This window comes from Nostoc edaphicum CCNP1411 (assembly GCF_014023275.1).
Lineage (GTDB): Bacteria > Cyanobacteriota > Cyanobacteriia > Cyanobacteriales > Nostocaceae > Nostoc > Nostoc edaphicum_A.
In genome coordinates this window covers 1,000,470-1,019,470 of record NZ_CP054698.1, presented here as the reverse complement: position 1 = coordinate 1,019,470, position 19,001 = coordinate 1,000,470, and the positions used below count along the sequence as shown (strand labels likewise).

At 39.8% G+C, this 19,001-nt stretch carries 11 protein-coding genes and 1 pseudogene; 7 read left to right on the top strand and 5 right to left on the bottom strand.

The window, feature by feature from the left end; all coding sequences use genetic code 11:
• Nucleotides 1–41 precede the first annotated feature (41 nt).
• Nucleotides 42–3,026 (bottom strand): valine--tRNA ligase, encoded by a 2,985-nt coding sequence (locus tag HUN01_RS07005; protein WP_181930668.1) that lies wholly within the window; start codon nucleotides 3,024–3,026, stop codon nucleotides 42–44.
• 203 nt (nucleotides 3,027–3,229) lie between these two features.
• On the opposite strand from HUN01_RS07005, the gene HUN01_RS07000 reads away from it, so the two are divergent.
• The 3 genes from HUN01_RS07000 to HUN01_RS06990 all read left to right on the top strand — a co-directional run bounded on the left by HUN01_RS07000 (nucleotide 3,230) and on the right by HUN01_RS06990 (nucleotide 10,650).
• Complete coding sequence (locus HUN01_RS07000; protein WP_181930667.1) at nucleotides 3,230–8,641, top strand: trifunctional serine/threonine-protein kinase/ATP-binding protein/sensor histidine kinase; 5,412 nt, start codon at nucleotides 3,230–3,232, stop codon at nucleotides 8,639–8,641.
• Nucleotides 8,642–9,091: 450 nt separating this feature from the next.
• Complete coding sequence (locus tag HUN01_RS06995) at nucleotides 9,092–9,364, top strand: GlsB/YeaQ/YmgE family stress response membrane protein (protein ID WP_069071700.1); 273 nt, start codon at nucleotides 9,092–9,094, stop codon at nucleotides 9,362–9,364.
• Between the two features lie 485 nt (nucleotides 9,365–9,849).
• On the top strand, nucleotides 9,850–10,650 hold the full coding sequence (locus HUN01_RS06990; protein ID WP_238846047.1) for a DUF262 domain-containing protein: 801 nt from the start codon (nucleotides 9,850–9,852) through the stop codon (nucleotides 10,648–10,650).
• Between the two features lie 57 nt (nucleotides 10,651–10,707).
• Here the strand turns inward: HUN01_RS06990 and HUN01_RS06985 are convergent.
• Nucleotides 10,708–11,733: pseudogene (locus HUN01_RS06985) on the bottom strand (IS4 family transposase).
• Nucleotides 11,734–11,849: 116 nt separating this feature from the next.
• On the opposite strand from HUN01_RS06985, the gene HUN01_RS06980 reads away from it, so the two are divergent.
• The 3 genes from HUN01_RS06980 to HUN01_RS06970 all read left to right on the top strand — a co-directional run bounded on the left by HUN01_RS06980 (nucleotide 11,850) and on the right by HUN01_RS06970 (nucleotide 14,961).
• Nucleotides 11,850–12,725, top strand: coding sequence for an HNH endonuclease family protein (locus HUN01_RS06980; protein WP_238846045.1), 876 nt, complete (start codon nucleotides 11,850–11,852; stop codon nucleotides 12,723–12,725).
• Nucleotides 12,726–13,104: 379 nt separating this feature from the next.
• The gene (locus tag HUN01_RS06975) at nucleotides 13,105–13,935 is read left to right on the top strand and encodes a metallophosphoesterase (RefSeq protein ID WP_181930666.1); all 831 of its coding nucleotides are present in this window, start codon (nucleotides 13,105–13,107) and stop codon (nucleotides 13,933–13,935) included.
• Nucleotides 13,936–14,127: 192 nt separating this feature from the next.
• Entirely contained in the window at nucleotides 14,128–14,961 is an 834-nt protein-coding gene (locus HUN01_RS06970) for a metallophosphoesterase (protein ID WP_181930665.1), read from the top strand.
• Nucleotides 14,962–15,455: 494 nt separating this feature from the next.
• Here HUN01_RS06970 and tnpB read toward each other — a convergent pair whose 3' ends face one another.
• Together tnpB and HUN01_RS06960 are read right to left on the bottom strand one after the other, a co-directional pair.
• Nucleotides 15,456–16,691: an IS200/IS605 family element RNA-guided endonuclease TnpB gene (gene tnpB, locus HUN01_RS06965; RefSeq protein WP_238846043.1), complete on the bottom strand. Its 1,236-nt coding sequence runs from the start codon at nucleotides 16,689–16,691 to the stop codon at nucleotides 15,456–15,458.
• Nucleotides 16,692–16,821: 130 nt separating this feature from the next.
• Nucleotides 16,822–17,556, bottom strand: a complete 735-nt coding sequence (locus HUN01_RS06960) for a hypothetical protein (RefSeq protein WP_181930664.1) — start codon at nucleotides 17,554–17,556, stop codon at nucleotides 16,822–16,824.
• 326 nt (nucleotides 17,557–17,882) lie between these two features.
• Here HUN01_RS06960 and HUN01_RS06955 point away from each other — a divergent pair, with 326 nt between their 5' ends.
• Nucleotides 17,883–18,209 carry a hypothetical protein gene (locus tag HUN01_RS06955; RefSeq protein ID WP_181930663.1) on the top strand — a complete coding sequence of 109 codons (327 nt, stop codon included), beginning with the start codon at nucleotides 17,883–17,885 and terminating at the stop codon, nucleotides 18,207–18,209.
• A 487-nt stretch (nucleotides 18,210–18,696) separates the two neighbouring features.
• On the opposite strand, the gene rpmA is transcribed toward HUN01_RS06955, so the two are convergent.
• Nucleotides 18,697–18,993: a 50S ribosomal protein L27 gene (gene rpmA / locus HUN01_RS06950; protein ID WP_069071599.1), complete on the bottom strand. Its 297-nt coding sequence runs from the start codon at nucleotides 18,991–18,993 to the stop codon at nucleotides 18,697–18,699.
• Nucleotides 18,994–19,001: the final 8 nt, after the last annotated feature.

Here is a 19,001-nt window from a genome sequence, read left to right as displayed (position 1 = left end):
CCATTACCCATTACAGTTATCCTAAGCCACGTTGGCGATCGCTACGACAATCCCTTCAAACGCTCGCGCAAAATTTCTGCTTGCTTTTGTGCTTCTGCCAAAGCATCCCGCGCCCCCTGTACCACGTCGGCTCTAGCTCTATCTACAAAACTAGGATTGTTTAATCTGATATTCAGCGACTGAACTTCTGCTTCAGCTTTACTCAAGCTTTTTTCTAACTTGGCACGCACAACTTCAATATCTACCACACCGCTGAGAGGAATTAGCACTTGTATTGTACCAATTACACCTGCGATCGCATTTTCTGGTTCTTGTGGTTGTTCTAATTCTCTCTGCGGGAAAAAGCGTCCCCATAACCTAAGTCTCGCTTGAGCAGTTAGTAAATTTTGGCTAATAAACCAAGCTGTGTAACCAAAACCAACTAGTTCAAAGAAAGTTCCGACAATGGGAATGTCATCAATGGCATACCCAACAGCTAAACCCAATCTACCAAAGATAATAGCCACAATAATTAAGCCAATTGTCTTCAAACCCCTTTGAGGTTTTTTGGGAGCAACAGTTTGGTTTTCTTGTTTGTCAGTAATGCTTAAAGTTTCAACCTTAGCCAAATCTTTAATATAAGACTGTCCTGCAGTAAGGATTTCCCGCTCTTTTTTGCTTTCAGTTTGCAAATTCGCTGTTACTTTGACTCCTGGTTTAATATCCGCTTCAGCCCGCAAATTCCGAATTGTACGGATAGTAGCAATCAGCAATTCAAACTGTTCTTCCAAAGCTGAATCAATCAAGTTTGCATCTATCTGGGGATAGATTTGTAATGGTAAAGTTTGCGGTGAATCTGCTGGTTGTTGGGTAAGAGTTTGCCAAATTTCCTCGGTAATATGCGGCATGAAGGGATGAAGCAGTTTCATAATCCCTTCTAGTATGTAGCCGAGGGTTTGCTGTGCTACCCGGCGCGATGCTGGGTCGGCATCTGCTTGCAATCTGGATTTCACCAGTTCAATATACTGATCGCAGAAATCACCCCAGATGAATTCGTAGAGTCCTTTTGCTGCTTCCCCTAAACCGTAATTATCAATGTAATTGGTGGTTTGTTTGATAACTTGATGATACCGCGAGATAATCCAGCGATCGCTCAATTCTGTGGCTACTGGGTTCCCCAATTGTTGCGGCGTTTGTCCATCCAAATTCATCATCACAAATCGGGCAGCATTCCACAACTTGTTTGCAAAGTTGCGGGATGCCTCAACTGATGCCGATTCATCCTTTTTGCGATCGTATTCTAAGCGGATATCTTGACCCGCGCCAGCCACTTCCCTAATTAAGGTATACCGCAGCGCATCAGTACCATATTTGTCAATTAATAACAACGGATCAATGCCATTACCTTTGGTCTTTGACATCTTCTGACCTTTTTCATCCAGCACCAAGCCGTGGATGTAAACCGTTTGGAAAGGCATTTGCTGCGTAAAATGCCCAGCCATCATGGTCATTCTGGCTACCCAGAAAAAGATGATGTCAAAGCCTGTCACCAAAGTAGTAGTCGGGTAGTAAGTTGCTAAATCTTGAGTTTGTTCCGGCCAGCCCAAAGTTGAAAACGGCCAAAGTCCAGAAGAAAACCAAGTATCTAGAACATCTGGGTCTTGTTCTAAATTGACATTTTCACCAAATTGCAATTTAGCTTTTTCCCAAGCTTCAGCTTCCGATTTCGCTACGACAAAGGGCGTGTTATCGGTAATTTGTCCATCCGTTTCACTGATAGCGTACCAAGCCGGAATTTGGTGTCCCCACCATAATTGGCGAGAGATACACCAATCTTTGAGTTTTACTAGCCAATCACGATAGACCTTAGTCCAGCGTTGGGGGACAAACTCTGGAGAAGTTTGCTGGTCAAGGAATTCGAGAGTGTTGTCAGCTAAGGGGCGAATTTTGACGAACCATTGAGTTGAGAGGAGGGGTTCAATGGGTACTTTACCGCGATCGCTGTAGGGAACGGTATGCTTATAATCTTCAATCTTCACCAAAAAGCCATCTGCTTCTAGGCGAGAAACCACATTTTTTCTAGCAACAAAGCGGTCTTGTCCTTGAAACTCCCCAGCATTGGCGTTGAGAGTGCCGTCTTTGTTCATAATGTTGATTAACGGCAGATTGTGACGCTTACCCATATCAAAATCGTTCGGGTCATGGGCGGGAGTCACCTTTACGCAACCCGTGCCGAAAGTGGGATCAACAAATTCATCGCCAATAATGGGAATCTCTCGTTGTAGAATGGGCAGAGTTAGAGTTTTGCCGATGAGATGTTTGTAGCGATCGTCATTGGGATTAACTGCTACAGCCGTATCGCCCAGCATCGTTTCTGGTCTAGTTGTCGCCACCTCGACAAAACCGGAACCATCGGTGAGAGGATAGCGGAAGTGCCAGAGATTGCCATTCACCTCTTGATTTTCTACTTCTACATCAGACACAGCCGACTGAGAAGCTGGACACCAGTTAACTAAATATTCACCACGATAAATTAAGCCTTCCTCGTAAAGACGAGTAAATGCCTCGACAACAGCTTTAGATAAACCCTCATCCAAGGTAAACCTTTCCCGTGACCAGTCCACCGAGACACCCAAGCGTCGTAGCTGATTCAGAATCGTTCCCTCAGACTCCGCTTTCCATTGCCAAGCGCGTTCTAGGAACTTCTCACGCCCCAATTCGTAGCGAGTTTTACCCTCTGTCTTGAGTTGCTTTTCCAGCATACTATGCACAGCAATGCTGGCGTGGTCAGTTCCGGGTAGCCACAGGGTATTGCGCCCCCGCATCCGGTGGTAGCGCACAAGAGTATCAATCAACGCACTTTCAAATGCGTGTCCCATGTGCAAACTGCCGGTGACATTCGGCGGTGGAATGACGATACAGTAAGGTTCGCCGCCTTTGTTGGGGTCAGCTTTGTAAACTTGGTTGTCTTCCCAGAATTTTTGCCACTTGGCTTCAGTGGAAAAAGGGTCGTAGAGACTGGGAAGATTGGGAATGGTTACGGTCATGCGGGGCAAACTAACTATGGAAGGACTCTAATAAATTTTGCCACAGGGTTGGAGAGGGTTTGATGGAAACGTAGATATCAAGGGTCTCGTCTTCTCTGCAAGAGGCTGCGCGTTGGCGAAATGTCTTGCGGAGAAGACGTCATCTGTAAGTATTGCCATGTTTTTGGGAAACCTAAATACTGAGGTCTCAAAGATTAAGCCCTATGGTCAGCATTCCCGGATATCACGTTAGCGAAGAACTCTACAATGGTTCTAGAACCTTAGTTTATCGCGCTAATCGAGAAACTGACCAAAAATCTGTGGTGATTAAGCTGATGAAAACTGCTTATCCCAGTTTCAGCGAATTGGTACAGTTTCGCAATCAGTTCACCATTGCTAAAAATTTGAATCTACCTGGAATCATCCAAACCTATAGCCTGGAACCCTATCACAATGGCTATGCGCTAGTGATGGAAGACTTTGGGGGAATTTCCTTGAAGGAATGGGGAGTGAGGGGAAGGGTAGAATCTCTGATGGAGTTTTTACGAATTGCGATCGCTCTGTGTAATGCATTAGATATTCTAATTCGTCATCGGATCATTCACAAAGATATTAAACCCGCCAATGTTTTAATTAATCCAGAAACTAAAGAAGTTAAGTTAATTGACTTTAGTATTGCATCTCTGCTGCCACGGGAAACTCAAATCCTGATGAGTCCTAATGTGCTAGAAGGGACACTCGGCTATGTGTCTCCAGAGCAAACTGGAAGGATGAATCGGGGGATTGACTACCGGACTGATTTTTATTCTTTGGGTGTAACTTTTTACGAGTTACTATCAGGGGAATTACCATTTCAATCGCAAGATCCGATGGAATTGGTACATTGTCATATTGCCAAGCTTCCACCAGTTTTAGGGGAGAGGGGAGAGGGGACAGGGAATAGGAAAGAGATTCCGCAAGTGTTGTCAGACATTGTGATGAAACTGATGGCTAAAAATGCCGAAGACCGATATCAGAGTGCATTTGGGCTGAAATATGATTTAGAAAATTGTTTGGCTCAACTCAAGGAGACGGGGAAAATTGCAAGTTTCCCAATTGCTCAACGTGATGTGTGCGATCGCTTTATTATCCCAGAAAAACTCTATGGTCGTGAGCATGAAGTTGAAACTCTGCTAAAAGCCTTTGACCGTGTTACCAACAACCAAACTGAACTAATGCTGGTGGCTGGTTTTTCTGGTATTGGTAAAACTGCAATTGTTAATGAGGTTCACAAACCCATTGTCCGGCAAAGAGGCTACTTCATTAAAGGCAAATTTGACCAATTTAATCGTAATATCCCCTTCTTTGCTTTTGTCCAGGCGTTTCGAGACTTAATGAGGCAATTGCTGAGTGAAAGTGATGCCCATTTGTCAACTTGGAAAAATAAGATTTTACAAGCACTGGGTGAAAATGGGCAAGTCATTCTTGAGGTAATTCCAGAACTAGAACAAATTATTGGTCAACAACCATCTGCAACGCAACTGTCATCAAGTGCAGCACAGAATCGGTTTAATTTGTTATTACAAAGGTTTGTTAAAGTATTCACTACCAAAGAACATCCCCTAGTCATTTTTTTAGATGATATGCAGTGGGCAGATTCAGCATCAATGAAGTTGATCCAGTTACTAATGAATGAGTCCAAGGAAGGATATTTGTTATTAATTGGAGCTTATCGAGATAATGAAGTGTCTGCTGCTCATCCATTAATGTTGACATTAGATGAGATTGCTAAAGCTAATGCTACTATTAACAAAGTTACATTAGCTACTCTGAGTGAAGCAAGTTTAAATCAACTGGTTGCTGATACCCTAAAATGTTCACTACAAAACACACAATCTTTAACACAGCTGGTATATCAAAAAACCAAGGGCAATCCATTTTTTAGTACACAGTTTTTCAAAGCTTTGCATGAAGACCAGCTAATTAAATTTGATTTAGAAACCGGAAGTTGGCAATGTGATATTGCTCAGTTAAAGGCGTTAGCTCTGACAGACGACGTGGTTGATTTTATGGTATTACAGTTGCGAAAATTGCCAGCATCAACACAGAATATTTTGAAATTAGCGGCTTGTATTGGTAATCAATTTGACTTAGCAACATTGGCGATTGTTTCTGAAAATTCCGAGACTGAAACCGCAACATCCCTCTGGAAAGCACTACAAGAGGGATTAATTCTGCCACAAAGTGAAGTTTACAAATTTTATGTCGGGCGAGAAACACAGGATTTAGTACACAGTTCGCTAACTGTAAACTATAAATTTTTACACGATCGCGTTCAACAAGCAGCTTATGCATTAATTCCAGAGGATAAAAAACAATCCATCCATCTGCAAATTGGTCAACTGCTATTAAGCAAAATACCTATTAAAAAGCAGGAAGAGAGAATTTTTGAGATTGTTAATCAGTTGAATATTGGTGTAAAGCTAATCACTAGACAGTCTGACAGAGATAAATTAGCACAGTTAAATTTGCTAGCTGGTCAAAAAGCCAAACTATCCACGGCTTATACTAATACGATCGAATATATTAATTGTGGTATTCAGCTATTGAGAACAGATAGCTGGCAACAACAGTATTCACTCACATTAGCATTATATGAAGAAGCTGCTTCAGCAGCCTATCTCATGGGTCAATTTGACCAGGTAGAAGAGTTTGTTAAGCAAGTGCAACACCATGCTAAAACTTTACTAGATCGGGTTAAATCGATTGAGATTCAAATCCAATCTTATTTAGCTCAGAGTCGTTTTGATGATTCAATTCGGACTGCGATCGCACTGCTAAATCTCTTAGGCGTAAAACTATCTCATCAAGCGAATCAAACGCAAAATTTATTAAGTTTAGCTAAAACCAAATTAAGATTTTTAGGTAAATCTCCTTTAAGTTTAATTGATTTAGCTGACATGACGGGGGACAAACAACTGGCAGCAATCCGAATTCTAGCTAGTACGAATTCAACGGCTTATATTGCTCGTCCAGATTTATTGCCACAAATAATTTTGAGCGAAGTCAATTTATCGATGCAGTACGGCAATGCTGCTGCATCTGCATTTGGCTATGCCTGGTATGGATTAATTGAGTGTGGCATTCTGGGAAATATTGAGACAGGTTATGAATTTGGTCAATTAGCATTGCAAGTCCTCGAAAAATTTCATAGTAAAGAATTAAAAGCTAGAACCTTCTTCATTGTTCAAACATTTATTAATCACTGGCATCAACCCCTTAAAGACACAATCGCACCGTTAACTGAAGCCTATCAAGTAGGTTTAGAAACAGGAGATATTGAATATGCAGCTTGGTCTAGCTATAGCTGTAGTTTTCATGGATACTTGATGGGGCAGGAATTGGCTGAGTTAGAAAAACAGATGGGTGACTATGCTGAAGTCTACAGCCATTTTAAACAAGAAAAACCTCAGACATATATTAATTCATTTCGTCAAGCCATCTTGAATTTGTTGGGACAGTCTACTAATCCTAATTACTTATCAGGTGATGTTTATGATGCACAAACTATTCGCCCTTTACAACAGCAAGCAGGCGATCGCACTGGATTGAGTTTTAGCTATGCCAATGAACTCATACTTTGCTACCTGTTTGAAAATTATACCGGAGCATCTGAAGCCGCAATTCATGCAATGACCTATTTAGATGGGGTAACATCGGCGGCAGTTGTACCAATAGTTTATTTTTATGAGGCGCTAACCCAATTAATTCTCTATCAAACAGCAACAACTGCCCAGAAAAAACAGATTCTTAAGAAAGTAACATCCCATCAAAAAAAGTTGAAAAAATGGGCGCATCATGCCCCAATGAATCATCAACACAAGTTTTACTTAGTTGAAGCAGAACGGCATCGGATTTTGCAACAAAAAAACAAAGCAATGGAACTGTACGATCGCGCCATAACTCTTGCTAAAGAAAACGGATATATCCAAGAAGAAGGCTTGAGCAATGAGTTGGCTGCCAAGTTATACCTCGAATGGGGCAAAGAAAAAATCGCCCAAACTTACATGCAAGAAGCTTATTACTGCTACGCCCGTTGGGGTGCTAAAGCCAAAACTGAGGACTTAGAAAAACGCTATCCCCAACTCCTGCTTCCCATTTTACAAGAGCAGCTTAATCCCTTGCAACTGAGATCAACCATCGATACATCATCATTCCCACATCAAACCATTCACACAAATCTTTCTAGTAGCAGTATTTCTGAAGCCCTCGATTTGGCCACCATCTTTAAAGCCTCACAAGCTCTCTCCAGTCAAATTCAATTAGAGCAATTACTCACTATCTTCTTACAAGTGATAATGGAAAATGCCGGGGCACAAAAAGCTGCCCTACTTGTACTCCAACAGGACAACTTAATAGTTGAAGCTGTAGCCACCATCAATGAAGGAGTCACCCTACTATCTGTACCATTATCAATTAGCGAAGGCATTCCGATTACACTAGTAAACTTTGTCAAACACAGCTTAAAAACTGTTGTGCTGGATGATGCAACAGCAGAAACTGATTTTATCGCCGATCCATATTTCATTCGGCAACAACCTAAGAGTGTGTTGTGTACGCCGATATTAAACCAGGGTAAAATCATCGGGCTGCTATATCTAGAAAATCCGCTGACAATTGGTGCATTTACGAGCGATCGCACTGAAGTCATCCAATTGCTATGTTCCCAAGCCGCCATCTCTCTAGAAAATGCCCGTCTTTATCAAGAATCTCAGAATTATGCCTATCAACTAGAGCGATCGCTACAAGAACTTGAGCATACCCAACTACAAATGGTGCAAAACGAAAAAATGGCAACCTTGGGCAATTTAGTTGCTGGGGTGGCACATGAAATTAATAATCCCATTGGATTTCTCGAAGGCAGCCTCCACAATGCCGAAGAGTATACTCAAGACTTACTCGCCCATATCCAATTGTTTAAACAATATCATCCTTCTCCAGCGATCGCAGTCATTGAGCATGGCGAAAAAATTGATCTAGAATTTTTGATTGAAGACTTACCAAAGTTAGTAAGTTCGATGAAGGTGGCTTCGGAACGAATTAAAGACATTAGTACCAGTCTCCGCACCTTCTCCAGAGCCGATACAGCCGAAAAAGTTGCTTGTAATCTCCATGAAGGGATTGAGAGTACCCTGTTGATTTTGAAGTATCGCCTCAAAGCTAACGAAAAACGTCCAGCGATCGAAGTTATTACTGAATACGGAAAATTACCACCAGTTAAGTGTTTTTTAGGACAGCTAAATCAAGTATTTATGAACATCCTTGCTAACGCCATTGATGCCTTAGATACTTCCTACGAGGGGCTTTCTTTTACCCAAGCGCAAGCCAATCATCAGCAAATACTGATTCACACTGAAGTATCTAGTGACGAGGGCACGGTAACAATTCGCATCAAAGATAACGGTCAAGGGATGCCAGAGGAGATTAGAGCACGGATCTTTGACCACCTGTTTACAACTAAAGAGGTTGGAAAAGGAACAGGATTAGGATTAGCGATCGCTCGTCAAATTGTCGAAGAAACCCATAATGGGCGGTTGAGTTGCAATTCTATGCTTGGCGAAGGAACAGAATTTGTCATAGAGATTCCAGTGTCTTAATAGCTACTAGTGCGATTTCAAAAAATACAGAGATGAAGCCTGCTTTGTTTTAGGTGAATGAGGAGTTATTTGTAAAGGGCTACTTTATTCACAATACAGGTTGATGCATTAGCTTTTCTAATCGTGTGTGCCTGATTTTGCCTCCTTTACATTACTTTAGAGACAGGCTCTAAAAACTTAGCTTAATTCTTCTAGTAGAGGAGAGAGCTAATTAAAAATGCGTATACTGCAATTACCAAGCAATAGTTTGATAAGCCCCTAGTTAAAGACCTACTAGGAGCTTTTTTTTAATTGATTATCTATCTCAATTGGGTCATGTCCCAAAAGCTTAGTAGTAATTAAACTATTCCTTATGGATATTAATAATTAATTCTGATGGTAGATTGAGTCATGGATGAAGATAGTTAATATATATTTGTAAGTCAAAAACGTTTACCAAAATTAACAACAATGAATATTCTTGCTTGGATTGTTTTAGGTCTAATTGCTGGTGCGATCGCAAAAGCTATATATCCTGGTCATCAAGGCGGTGGAATTCTAGGAACAATTGTGTTAGGAATCATCGGTGCTTTTGTTGGCGGTAGTTTAGGTGTATTCTTCAGTACGGGAACCTTAGCTCTTGCAGCTCCTAGTCTTAGCATTCCAGGCATTGCGGTAGCAGTTCTTGGTGCAATTGTCGCAGTTTTCTTGTGGAATTTACTAACCAACCGCAGTGCTGTATAAAAGTAAAATTGCGGTAAATCAATGAGAAAGATTTCGCAAATTCATTTAACTATTTTTAACTGTGAATTAAATTAAAAAAATAGCGTCTCCGTAATTACAGGTAGGCGTTATTTTTTTTGATTGTAATAAAATAATCAAAATTATCGCTAGCTAATAGGCTACTACAGTTCAGATAAGACCAAAACACTTGTAGAGACGGCGATTTATCGCGTCTTCAGTACCCACTAATAGGCTATGTTGCAGCTTAGAGAGTGTTTACAAGTTAGTAAAGCCTTCATTTTCAACACGGATATTGCTAAAAATTCGACAGGTAGGAAGATTAGCGATCGCTAAGTGTAGATTTTTCTGTTGTCCTTGACAATTGCTTCTTTTTCCCAATCCATAAAAAACTGACCAATATTACAAAGCCATGAAATATTGCTGTTTTTAATGGGAAAACTAACTTTAGTAAAGTGCAGTCTACTACACGACTAAAGAAGGTATATATGAGCGCGGTTAAAATTCAAGCTACTGATTATCCTATCTCTAAAGTATTTAGCAATGATTTTGTCTTCACCATTCCTCTATATCAGCGTCCCTATGCGTGGACAACCGAACAAGCTGGAGAACTGCTTGAAGATTTAATTACTGCTTTAGGAGACAGTGACGATAAAATTGATGAGATAAATCCATATTTCTTAGGAAATATTGTACTCATAAAAGGAGATAAACGAGATGCCCAAGTTGTGGATGGTCAACAGCGTTTGACTACACTTACTATACTGCTAGCTGCTTTACGGACATGCGTTTCTAAAGAACACATACATATATTAACAAGATATCTTTACGAAAAAGATGATTTTGATCCTGATGATAACGTTTACCGTTTGAATTTGCGTGAGCGAGATGCACAGTTTTTTAAAGAATATATTCAGGATGAAGGTGGAATTGAGAAACTTAAAAACTTACATAGTGCCAAACTATCAGATAGTCATAAAAACATAAAAGAAAATACATTATTATTTGTAAAGCGCTTACAGCTATTTACTAATAATCAGCTTCTACGCCTAACTCAATTCATAATTAAACGATGTTTTTTAGTAATAGTTTCTACTCCAGATATTGACTCTGCATATCGAATATTTTCTGTAATTAATAATCGAGGAATGGATTTGTCTCATGCTGATATATTGAAAGCTGAAATTATCGGTAAGATTCCTCTTGAACACCAGGATAAATATACTACAAAATGGGAAGAGCTAGAAGAGAAACTGGGACGTGATATATTCAAAAGCCAGAAATGTTGAATGCTGATACAAAACTTTACATAAATAGTTACACTAACTCTAAAAAGGCTAAATTAGTCAACATAACATCATCTCCTCAAACCAATGAACATAGCTGATTTTCTGACACATACAAGATTGCAAATAGCGGAATTTATCTAATAGTGTATGTCCCCATTGTGCGGGAATAGATAAAAGCTGTAAAATCAGATAAGCTATTAAACTAACGTAAATTTGTATGGTGATACCGTTGACGTTTTTGGTAATTAATTTGTCAAGTTTTAAGTGCATCTTTAAAAAACTTCCACAAGAGTTCAACTCCCCAACGTAATCGATAAATATCCCTAATTTCATCATCATTAACAGCTGCATCTCCCGACTTTGGTAAATTAGTCACTAAGCGGAACTCAGTTTTCGTTTCTAAATCACAAAAATTAATGACTCTATAGGCAATAGCCTCATCAGATGCACCTACTTTGACTAATCCAGTTGCATCCTCAAATTCTAGTAACGAAATTGTTTTTAATCCGCAAAACAAAATATTTGTTTTCTTGTACCAATTCTTGAATGAATTTTAATCCCGCAAAGCCTCTATCCATTACCCCTACAGCATTAGTTGGGAGACTAGACATCATCTTGGAACCAAATTTATAATCATGATCATGTCCAAAATTGATCAAGTTATCTTCTGGGCTACCTGTAGCTAAATTCAAAGAACTAAAAAGTTTGACTTGATGATGACCCAAAACCCATAACAATTTACTTGTCAGGGTAATAATTGTTGAATCAATAGGACAAATAGCATATTTATCGTGTAATTTTTTGTGAATTTTCTTCTGTACTAATTCATTTAATTTTTGGTAAATTCCTTGAAATTGTTTTTGGCTTCGATGTAAATTTGCTTTAGAAAAAAGTAGAAATATCTACCTCAAATCCTGTATTGTTTAATCTCTTAAATAAATCTCGCATACTTGTTAAGCTATTATCCAGAGCATAGGATAGCCAGCACTCAAAGAATAGACGACTATTCAATACTGGATAATCATTTTTTGGCAGGCTTTTCAAGATATCTTTGACAATTTTGGGAAATGAATTTATAATCACAATCAAACTAATATAGTTTAAGCCTTCGCCCAAAAATACCATATTTTGGGCTATTTTTATCGGATTTTTCTTACCGTTCAACACTTCTGTTCAAAAGCTTATTCTCTCACATCAGAATGATTAACGTCAAATCCAAGCCCCGTGAAAGTATACTTAAGGAATTCTTAAATGATATTAAACCAATCCATGATCCTCAGCAGTTAATTGATAAAATACTAATTCCTTTCGGTGAGGCTTTTTATGAAATTAATAATCAAGCTTATCACAGTGATATTTTAGCTGAAAAAGTAAACCAATTTTTTAGATGGTTACAGCTTATTGATAATTCTGACTGGATACCTCCAGCTATTTTTTACCTTGCTCGTAATTACAGCAACCCTGAATTGTTAGTGAGGTTTTTCACAGATTTAGATCGCCTCGCTTCAGGCTTAATGATTCAACGGGCTAATATTAATGAACGCATAGAACGTTACAGCAAGTTGTTGTATGCTATCGAGATTGGAGAAGATTTGTACGCATCTCATTCACCGCTGCAATTGAAAATGGAAGAAAAGCAATATATTCTCAAAATACTAAATGATGACCTTTATTTAATGAAGAAAATTCGACTTTATGTTTTAATTCGTTTAGATACTGCATTGTCGGAAGGAAAAGCTTCGTATCACTTCCATAACATTACTATTGAGCATGTGCTTCCGCAAAATCCCATTTCTAATAGTGTGTGGGAAAATTGGTTTGTCACTCAGGAAGAACGTGATCAATATGTTAATCGTATAGGAAATTTAGTTTTGCTCTCTTCCTATAAAAATAGTCAAGCCCAGAACTATGATTTTGAACTGAAAAAGCAGAAGTATTTCACGACGAAAACAGGTGTTTCAAATTTTGCGCTAACTACACAAGTGCTGATGGAAAAGGAATGGACACCTGAAGTTATCAATAAACGGCAAGAACAACTAATTGATCGACTGAAACAAATTTGGCGTTTACAGTAGTAAATTACAGGTGCGTAGACCGATAGCGCAAAACCGAAGAGACTCTGTTTTCGAGCTTGTTGTTAGACTTCGCATTCAAAATTATACAGGAATCTGGAAAGTGATATCTTCTCTGCCAGACGTTATGCGTAGCTTGCTTCCTCATAGGGGTATGATGGGCTGCACCTACGCATATTAACTCTAATATCTAAATATTAAGTAGTATTTTTTTTACAAAATAAATTTAGTAGTAAATTTATTTGTGGTTTTCACGAAGTATAAATACGTTAAAATCTACAGGTTTCATAAAATTTTCAATAAGTTGCACTGGTCGCTGCACACAAACCGACGATGTTTAGTTAAGCTGTAAGCGCTATGATTAAAGTTTATTGAACATCTTATGCACTGGTTGTTATCTGGGCCGTTGAGTACGGAAGAATTGACGGTTAACATTGGAGGGTTACCTACATCGTTACAAGGTAAGAAGTTGGTGCAGTTGTCAGATTTTCACTACGATGGTTTGCGGCTGTCGGAAGATATGCTAGAAAAAGCGATCGCAGTTACTAACGAAGCTGAACCAGACTTGATTCTATTAACTGGTGACTACGTAACTGACGATCCGACGCCGATTCACCAACTGGTACTTCGACTCAAACATCTGCAAAGTCGCAGTGGTATCTATGCTGTTCTTGGCAATCATGATATACATTACAAACACGCAAAAACAGAAGTTACACAGGCGTTAACTAGCATTGGAATTCACGTCCTTTGGAATGAAATTGCCTATCCACTAGGAAAAGAATTGCCACTCGTTGGACTTGCGGATAGTTGGTCACAGGAATTTCACCCCGCACCAGTTATGAACCAGCTAAACCCCGACACACCCTGCATCGTTTTATCGCACAACCCCGATACTGCGGAGATATTACAAGCATGGCGAGTCGATTTACAATTATCCGGTCATACTCACGGTGGTCAAATCGTGATTCCCGGAATTGGCCCTGTGGCGTTGTTTTACGAAAAACTTGTAGAAAAAATACCCAAAAAAGTGCGGCGTCGATTCCCATTTTTGGAAGTAAATGTTTCTGTAGTCAGCCATTGGGAATGGGCACAGGGTTTTCATCAGCTAGGAAAAAATCAGTTATATGTCAATCGTGGTTTGGGAACTTACCTCCCAGGACGCTTATTTTGCCGCCCAGAAGTTACTATAATCACCCTACAAGGTGAGTAACCTAATTCAAAATTCAATATAAAAGAATGCAATTACAGCAGGTATTCTGGCTGATGAGTACCTGACAGACATAATTCAAATCAATGAATTAATTGTATCTACAGTAGATGACATAAATTATTGCATTTTATCAAGTTACATTTTAATTTTTGGTAAGCTGTAAGCGCTGGTATGAGGAGTATCGGTTGCCTTATGCATTGGTTGTTTACGGGACATTTAAGAGTAGATAAAATAACGGTTAAGATTGCACAACTTCCTGCATCTTTACAAGGTACAACGCTAGTGCAGTTGTCAGATTTTCACTACGATGGTTTGCGGCTATCGGAAGATATGCTTGAAGAAGCGATCGCAGTTACTAACGAAGCTGAACCAGATTTAATTCTATTAACTGGTGATTACGTAACTGATGACCCCATGCCAATTCACCAACTGGTGCTTCGATTAAAACATTTGCAGAGTCGCTGTGGTATTTACGCCGTACTTGGCAACCACGATATCTATTACAGCCACTCCAAAGCAGAAGTTACACAGGCTTTAACTAGCATTGGGGTGCATGTGCTTTGGAATGAAATCGCCTATCCACTAGGAAAAGAATTACCACTTGTGGGACTAGCTGATTATTGGTCACGGGAATTTTACCCCGCACCAATCATGAATCAACTAGATTCTGTTATACCCCGTATTGTTTTATCCCATAACCCAGATACAGCCAAGATATTGCAACAATGGCGCGTAGATTTGCAACTATCTGGTCATACTCACGGTGGTCACATCGTAATTCCGGGCATTGGCCCCCTAGTACTCTATTACAAAAAGCTACTCAAACAAATTCCCAAAAAATTGCGGCGTTGGGTAACATTTTTCCTGGGAGACTGCTCGAAAGTAGTGCGATATTGGGAGTGGGCACAAGGGTTTCACAAGGTAGAAGAAAATCAACTATATGTCAATCGTGGTTTAGGAACTTATAAACCAGGACGTTTATTTTGTCCGCCAGAAGTAACTGTAATTACCTTAATTAGTCATTAACAATTCTGAACTTTTTAATAACTCAAAGCAGAAACCGCCAGAAGCTACGATGGATAGGTATCAGCAGCTTGAGGCGGTTTCTTGAAGATTGGAGAATTCAGAAATAACTAACTCAACTAAGGTGGACAGCATTCGCGATCGCTCTACTCAGAATTGCACATCCTTACATTCCAACTAGGCAGGCATTTTCTGGCTGTGCGTTCTAAAACCTCCAAAACAACTCATTGAACTCAAGGCAAACACATTCAATGGATGCCACAACCAAGCTAGCGATCGCAAGAACATTAGAGCAGGAGGCACAGGCTCTAACTTGAAACTTTTCGTTTAACTTTTAACCTGTTTGTACCTTGCTCTTAATCTAGCATCGTGTTTGTTCGGCTACGGTACATCTTTACTAAACTTGAGTACCATTAACTTATCGCAATAATTCTGAAATATTGCTTAAAAATTGCCCCACTTGTTACATATTGGCGTTAATGCCAGCATTTTGAACCTCACACGACTGAAAGTCGCGTGATTCCTGCTTCAACGAACTCTGCCTGAATTAGTTCAGGACTTACAATTCCTCCACAGGCGCTTTTTATAACCTCCGGCGTACCGACGGCGGTTAATAATCTCAAACCTTCGCTTAATATGTTAAGTGCTGCGTTTTTATCCCTCAAATTATAGCTATTGCAACTAGAGCAAGACCATTCGCGCAGATTTAAATCTTTAACTAATGGGTTTACAAAACCGCAGCAGTTACAAGTCTGAGATGATGGATAAAATGTCCCGACCTTCTGCACAATTCTGTCATGCCACAGAGCTTTGTATTCAAGCATGGCGACAAATTTTGACCAGCTAGCGTCTGAAATACTCAGGGCTAATTTATGGTTTTTGACCATATTGGCAACTCGTAAATCCTCAATACAGATAATGCTGTTTTCTTTGATTAAACGAGTTGACAATTTATGCAGAAAGTCATCTCTGAGATTGGTAATTCGTGAGTATGTACGAGCCAGCTTGATTTTCGCTTTGACTCGATTACTACTACCTCTTACACTGCGGGATAGTTTCTTATGTGCCTTGCCTAACTTACGAGTTTGAGTTCTGTAATATTTTGGATTTTCTACAACTTCCCCATCACTAGTAACGAGATAAGATTTTATGCCTAAGTCTATCCCAATATTTTGACTAACTTGGGGATGTTTCTCAATCTCAGTTTCGCTATTGATACTAGCAATATATTTGCCAGATGAAGTGCGACTAATAGTAACGTTGACAAGCTTCCCAGTAATGTATTGGGATTTGTGGAACCTTACCCACCCTAACTTCGGAAGCTTTAAACGATTCTTGATTACCTGAATATTACCGTTAGTAAGATTCGTTTTGTAAGACTGCTTGCAACTATGCTTCTTTTTGAACTTGGGGAAGCCGACACCTTTTTTATTTTTAGACTTCTTCAAGTCAGCAAAAAAGTTTTTGTATGCTGTCTCTAAATTCTTGAGTGAGTTTTGCAGAGCAAATTTATCTACAACATTCAACCACTCAATCTCCTTTTTGAGTAGAGTTAGCTGCTGGCTGCAAGCATTATAGTTTAATGTCTTCTGCTCCGTGGCATATAACTCCTGTCTTAGTGCCAAAAAGCGGTTATACACATATATGGCACAACCAATTGTCTTGTTGATTAAGACTTCTTGATTATGCGTGGGTATGAGAGTAACTTTAAATGCTTTTTGGATGGATGACAATTTCTTGAATTTGCTGAATATCATTAAATTTTAACACAAATTCACACCTAATATAGAGCGCCTAACTCATGACTTGAAGTCACGAGTGTGCGGCTTGAAGACATCAAGTGGGCTGAAAATTCAGGAGCGGTTATTGAGCAGAACCACCTGTAGTAGCATCACCTGCGGTAGAAGAACCGCTATTAGATGTAGGTGGAGTGGTTTTAGAGGTATCGCTTGTCGTGTCTGGAGCGACAGTCTTAGTAGAAGTATCGCCCTGCGAAGTCGGAGTATTACTAGATGGACTCGTGGTCTGGCTCTGTGACGCATTGGGAGTTGGCTGAGTTACAGAAGGTGCTTTTTCTGCCGCAGGTTGCTGGGGTGGAATCGTAATGTTAATGTCTGGTTGGCGAGGTGCAGACGGAGGTGTAACCTGCTGTTGTGGAGCAGGAATAGGAACAGGTACTTCCCTAATTCTTTCGATTATCGTCGTTTGTGGTTGAGGAGATGCACTGGGTGTTGCACTACTATTACTTGGTACAGGAACCACGACTGGCACAGTATTGTCAACGGCTGCGTTATTCTGCTGGTTGAAGTACCAAACCGCACCTACAACTAAACCAAGCAGGGAAGTAATGATAATACCCAACAGCAAACCACCACTAGCATTGTTTTCATCACGCTGGGCTAAATCTGCTTGCTGATTGCTACGCTCAGTATTTCTACCTTGTACGTAACCGTTAGTGTACGAGTTGGGATTAGCTGTGCTGTTCTTTACGGTTTCAGTGGTTTGCGTCAAGTCAGTGTGAGTATTACCATTAGCATCAGTGTAAGATTCTTGCTTAAATTCACTGTTTTGGCTTTCGCGTTCATTGGGAATAGGCATAGCTGTTGATTTCACTCTTCGATATTAATATTGACAAACTAAAGCTTTGTAAAAACAAGAGGTTTTACTCAGTTAAAAAATATATGTTGCTGATAAATGTTGAGTTTTATTTGCTACGCGACTGTTGGTGATTCTCAGGATAACCTCTGAGATCGGCAAGTGGCTCTATCTGTAGGAAGTTAATACTTAACCAAGAGAAAGAGGTCACAAAACGTAATTGCAAATTGGTTTAAGTGCTTAAACGTTCATCTCTTCGTCACCCTTACTTACAATTTTCGGCGTTACATATTTGCGGGATAATTTTGCTAGTTTTGTGGGTAGAAGCAATGTCAGTGAGTCGGCAAGCGTTATCTCAACGCTTAGAGAGCTTACTTGCTCAGTTATTTATCAAGCTGTTTGAACAAGTTGTAGAGCGTCTAGCAGCCAAGAAAAATCCAACCGAAATTTCACTAATGTGGGCATCTGTGGCATCATCGTTCGGTGCAGTCTGGATTACAGATGCATCGACATTAGAAGCAGTCAAAAAACATTTGGGGCAACTTCACGAAAAAACAGGTGCAGTATTGGGAGGGAAGATGTTGATGGTATTGGAAGTCCCTAATTCTCAGCATTTTCTCAGGTATCTATGGTACGTCAGCCATAGCTTAACTTAAGTATTCTTTCAGCTAAACCTCATTCTGAAGTGAACGAACGCGACTTAGCAAAAATAGATTGATGCCTACGACGGCAAGCTACGCAATCCAATTTATTTGTGTATATTTCTATTAATGAATAACCTTTGCGCTTTAATACTTCTGGAACAAAGCGACTTTTGAGCAACTGCTAGGAATATTTATGCAAATTTGGCCATTATGCCAGTGTTAACTAGTGAGGATGGTGGGGAATAATGCCATAGGTGTCAAGTTAAGTTCAAACTTCCTATGTCAATAAGCATTTATGCTTAAAAATTTGGTTTTAAAGGGACAAAAAACGAACTTTTTCAGGGACTATTAATGCTTTGTTTATTAGCATCACTCCCAGATTGCGTATAAAAGTCAGAAAAAAGTTCACCTTTATACTTCGTTCCTAACAAAACCTATCGTTGACAAATGGGTTTTAACCTTAAGTTGACACTAATGGAACAATGCCCACCCTCACACTCTAGCTTGCTACTGCCTCAGCAGGAGCTGCTTCAACAGCAGTTATGGGTAAATAAACACTAACTTTTTTACGGGTTTTGCCTTTTCTCTCAAACATTACAACACCGTCGATTAGAGCAAACAGAGTGTCATCGCTACCAATACCGACGTTGTTACCAGGGTGGAATTTAGTACCACGCTGACGCACGAGAATGTTTCCTGCACGCACAACTTGACCGCCATAACGCTTTACACCCAGACGTTGGGCATTAGAATCACGACCGTTGCGTGTACTACCTGTTCCTTTCTTATGAGCCATGATTTCCT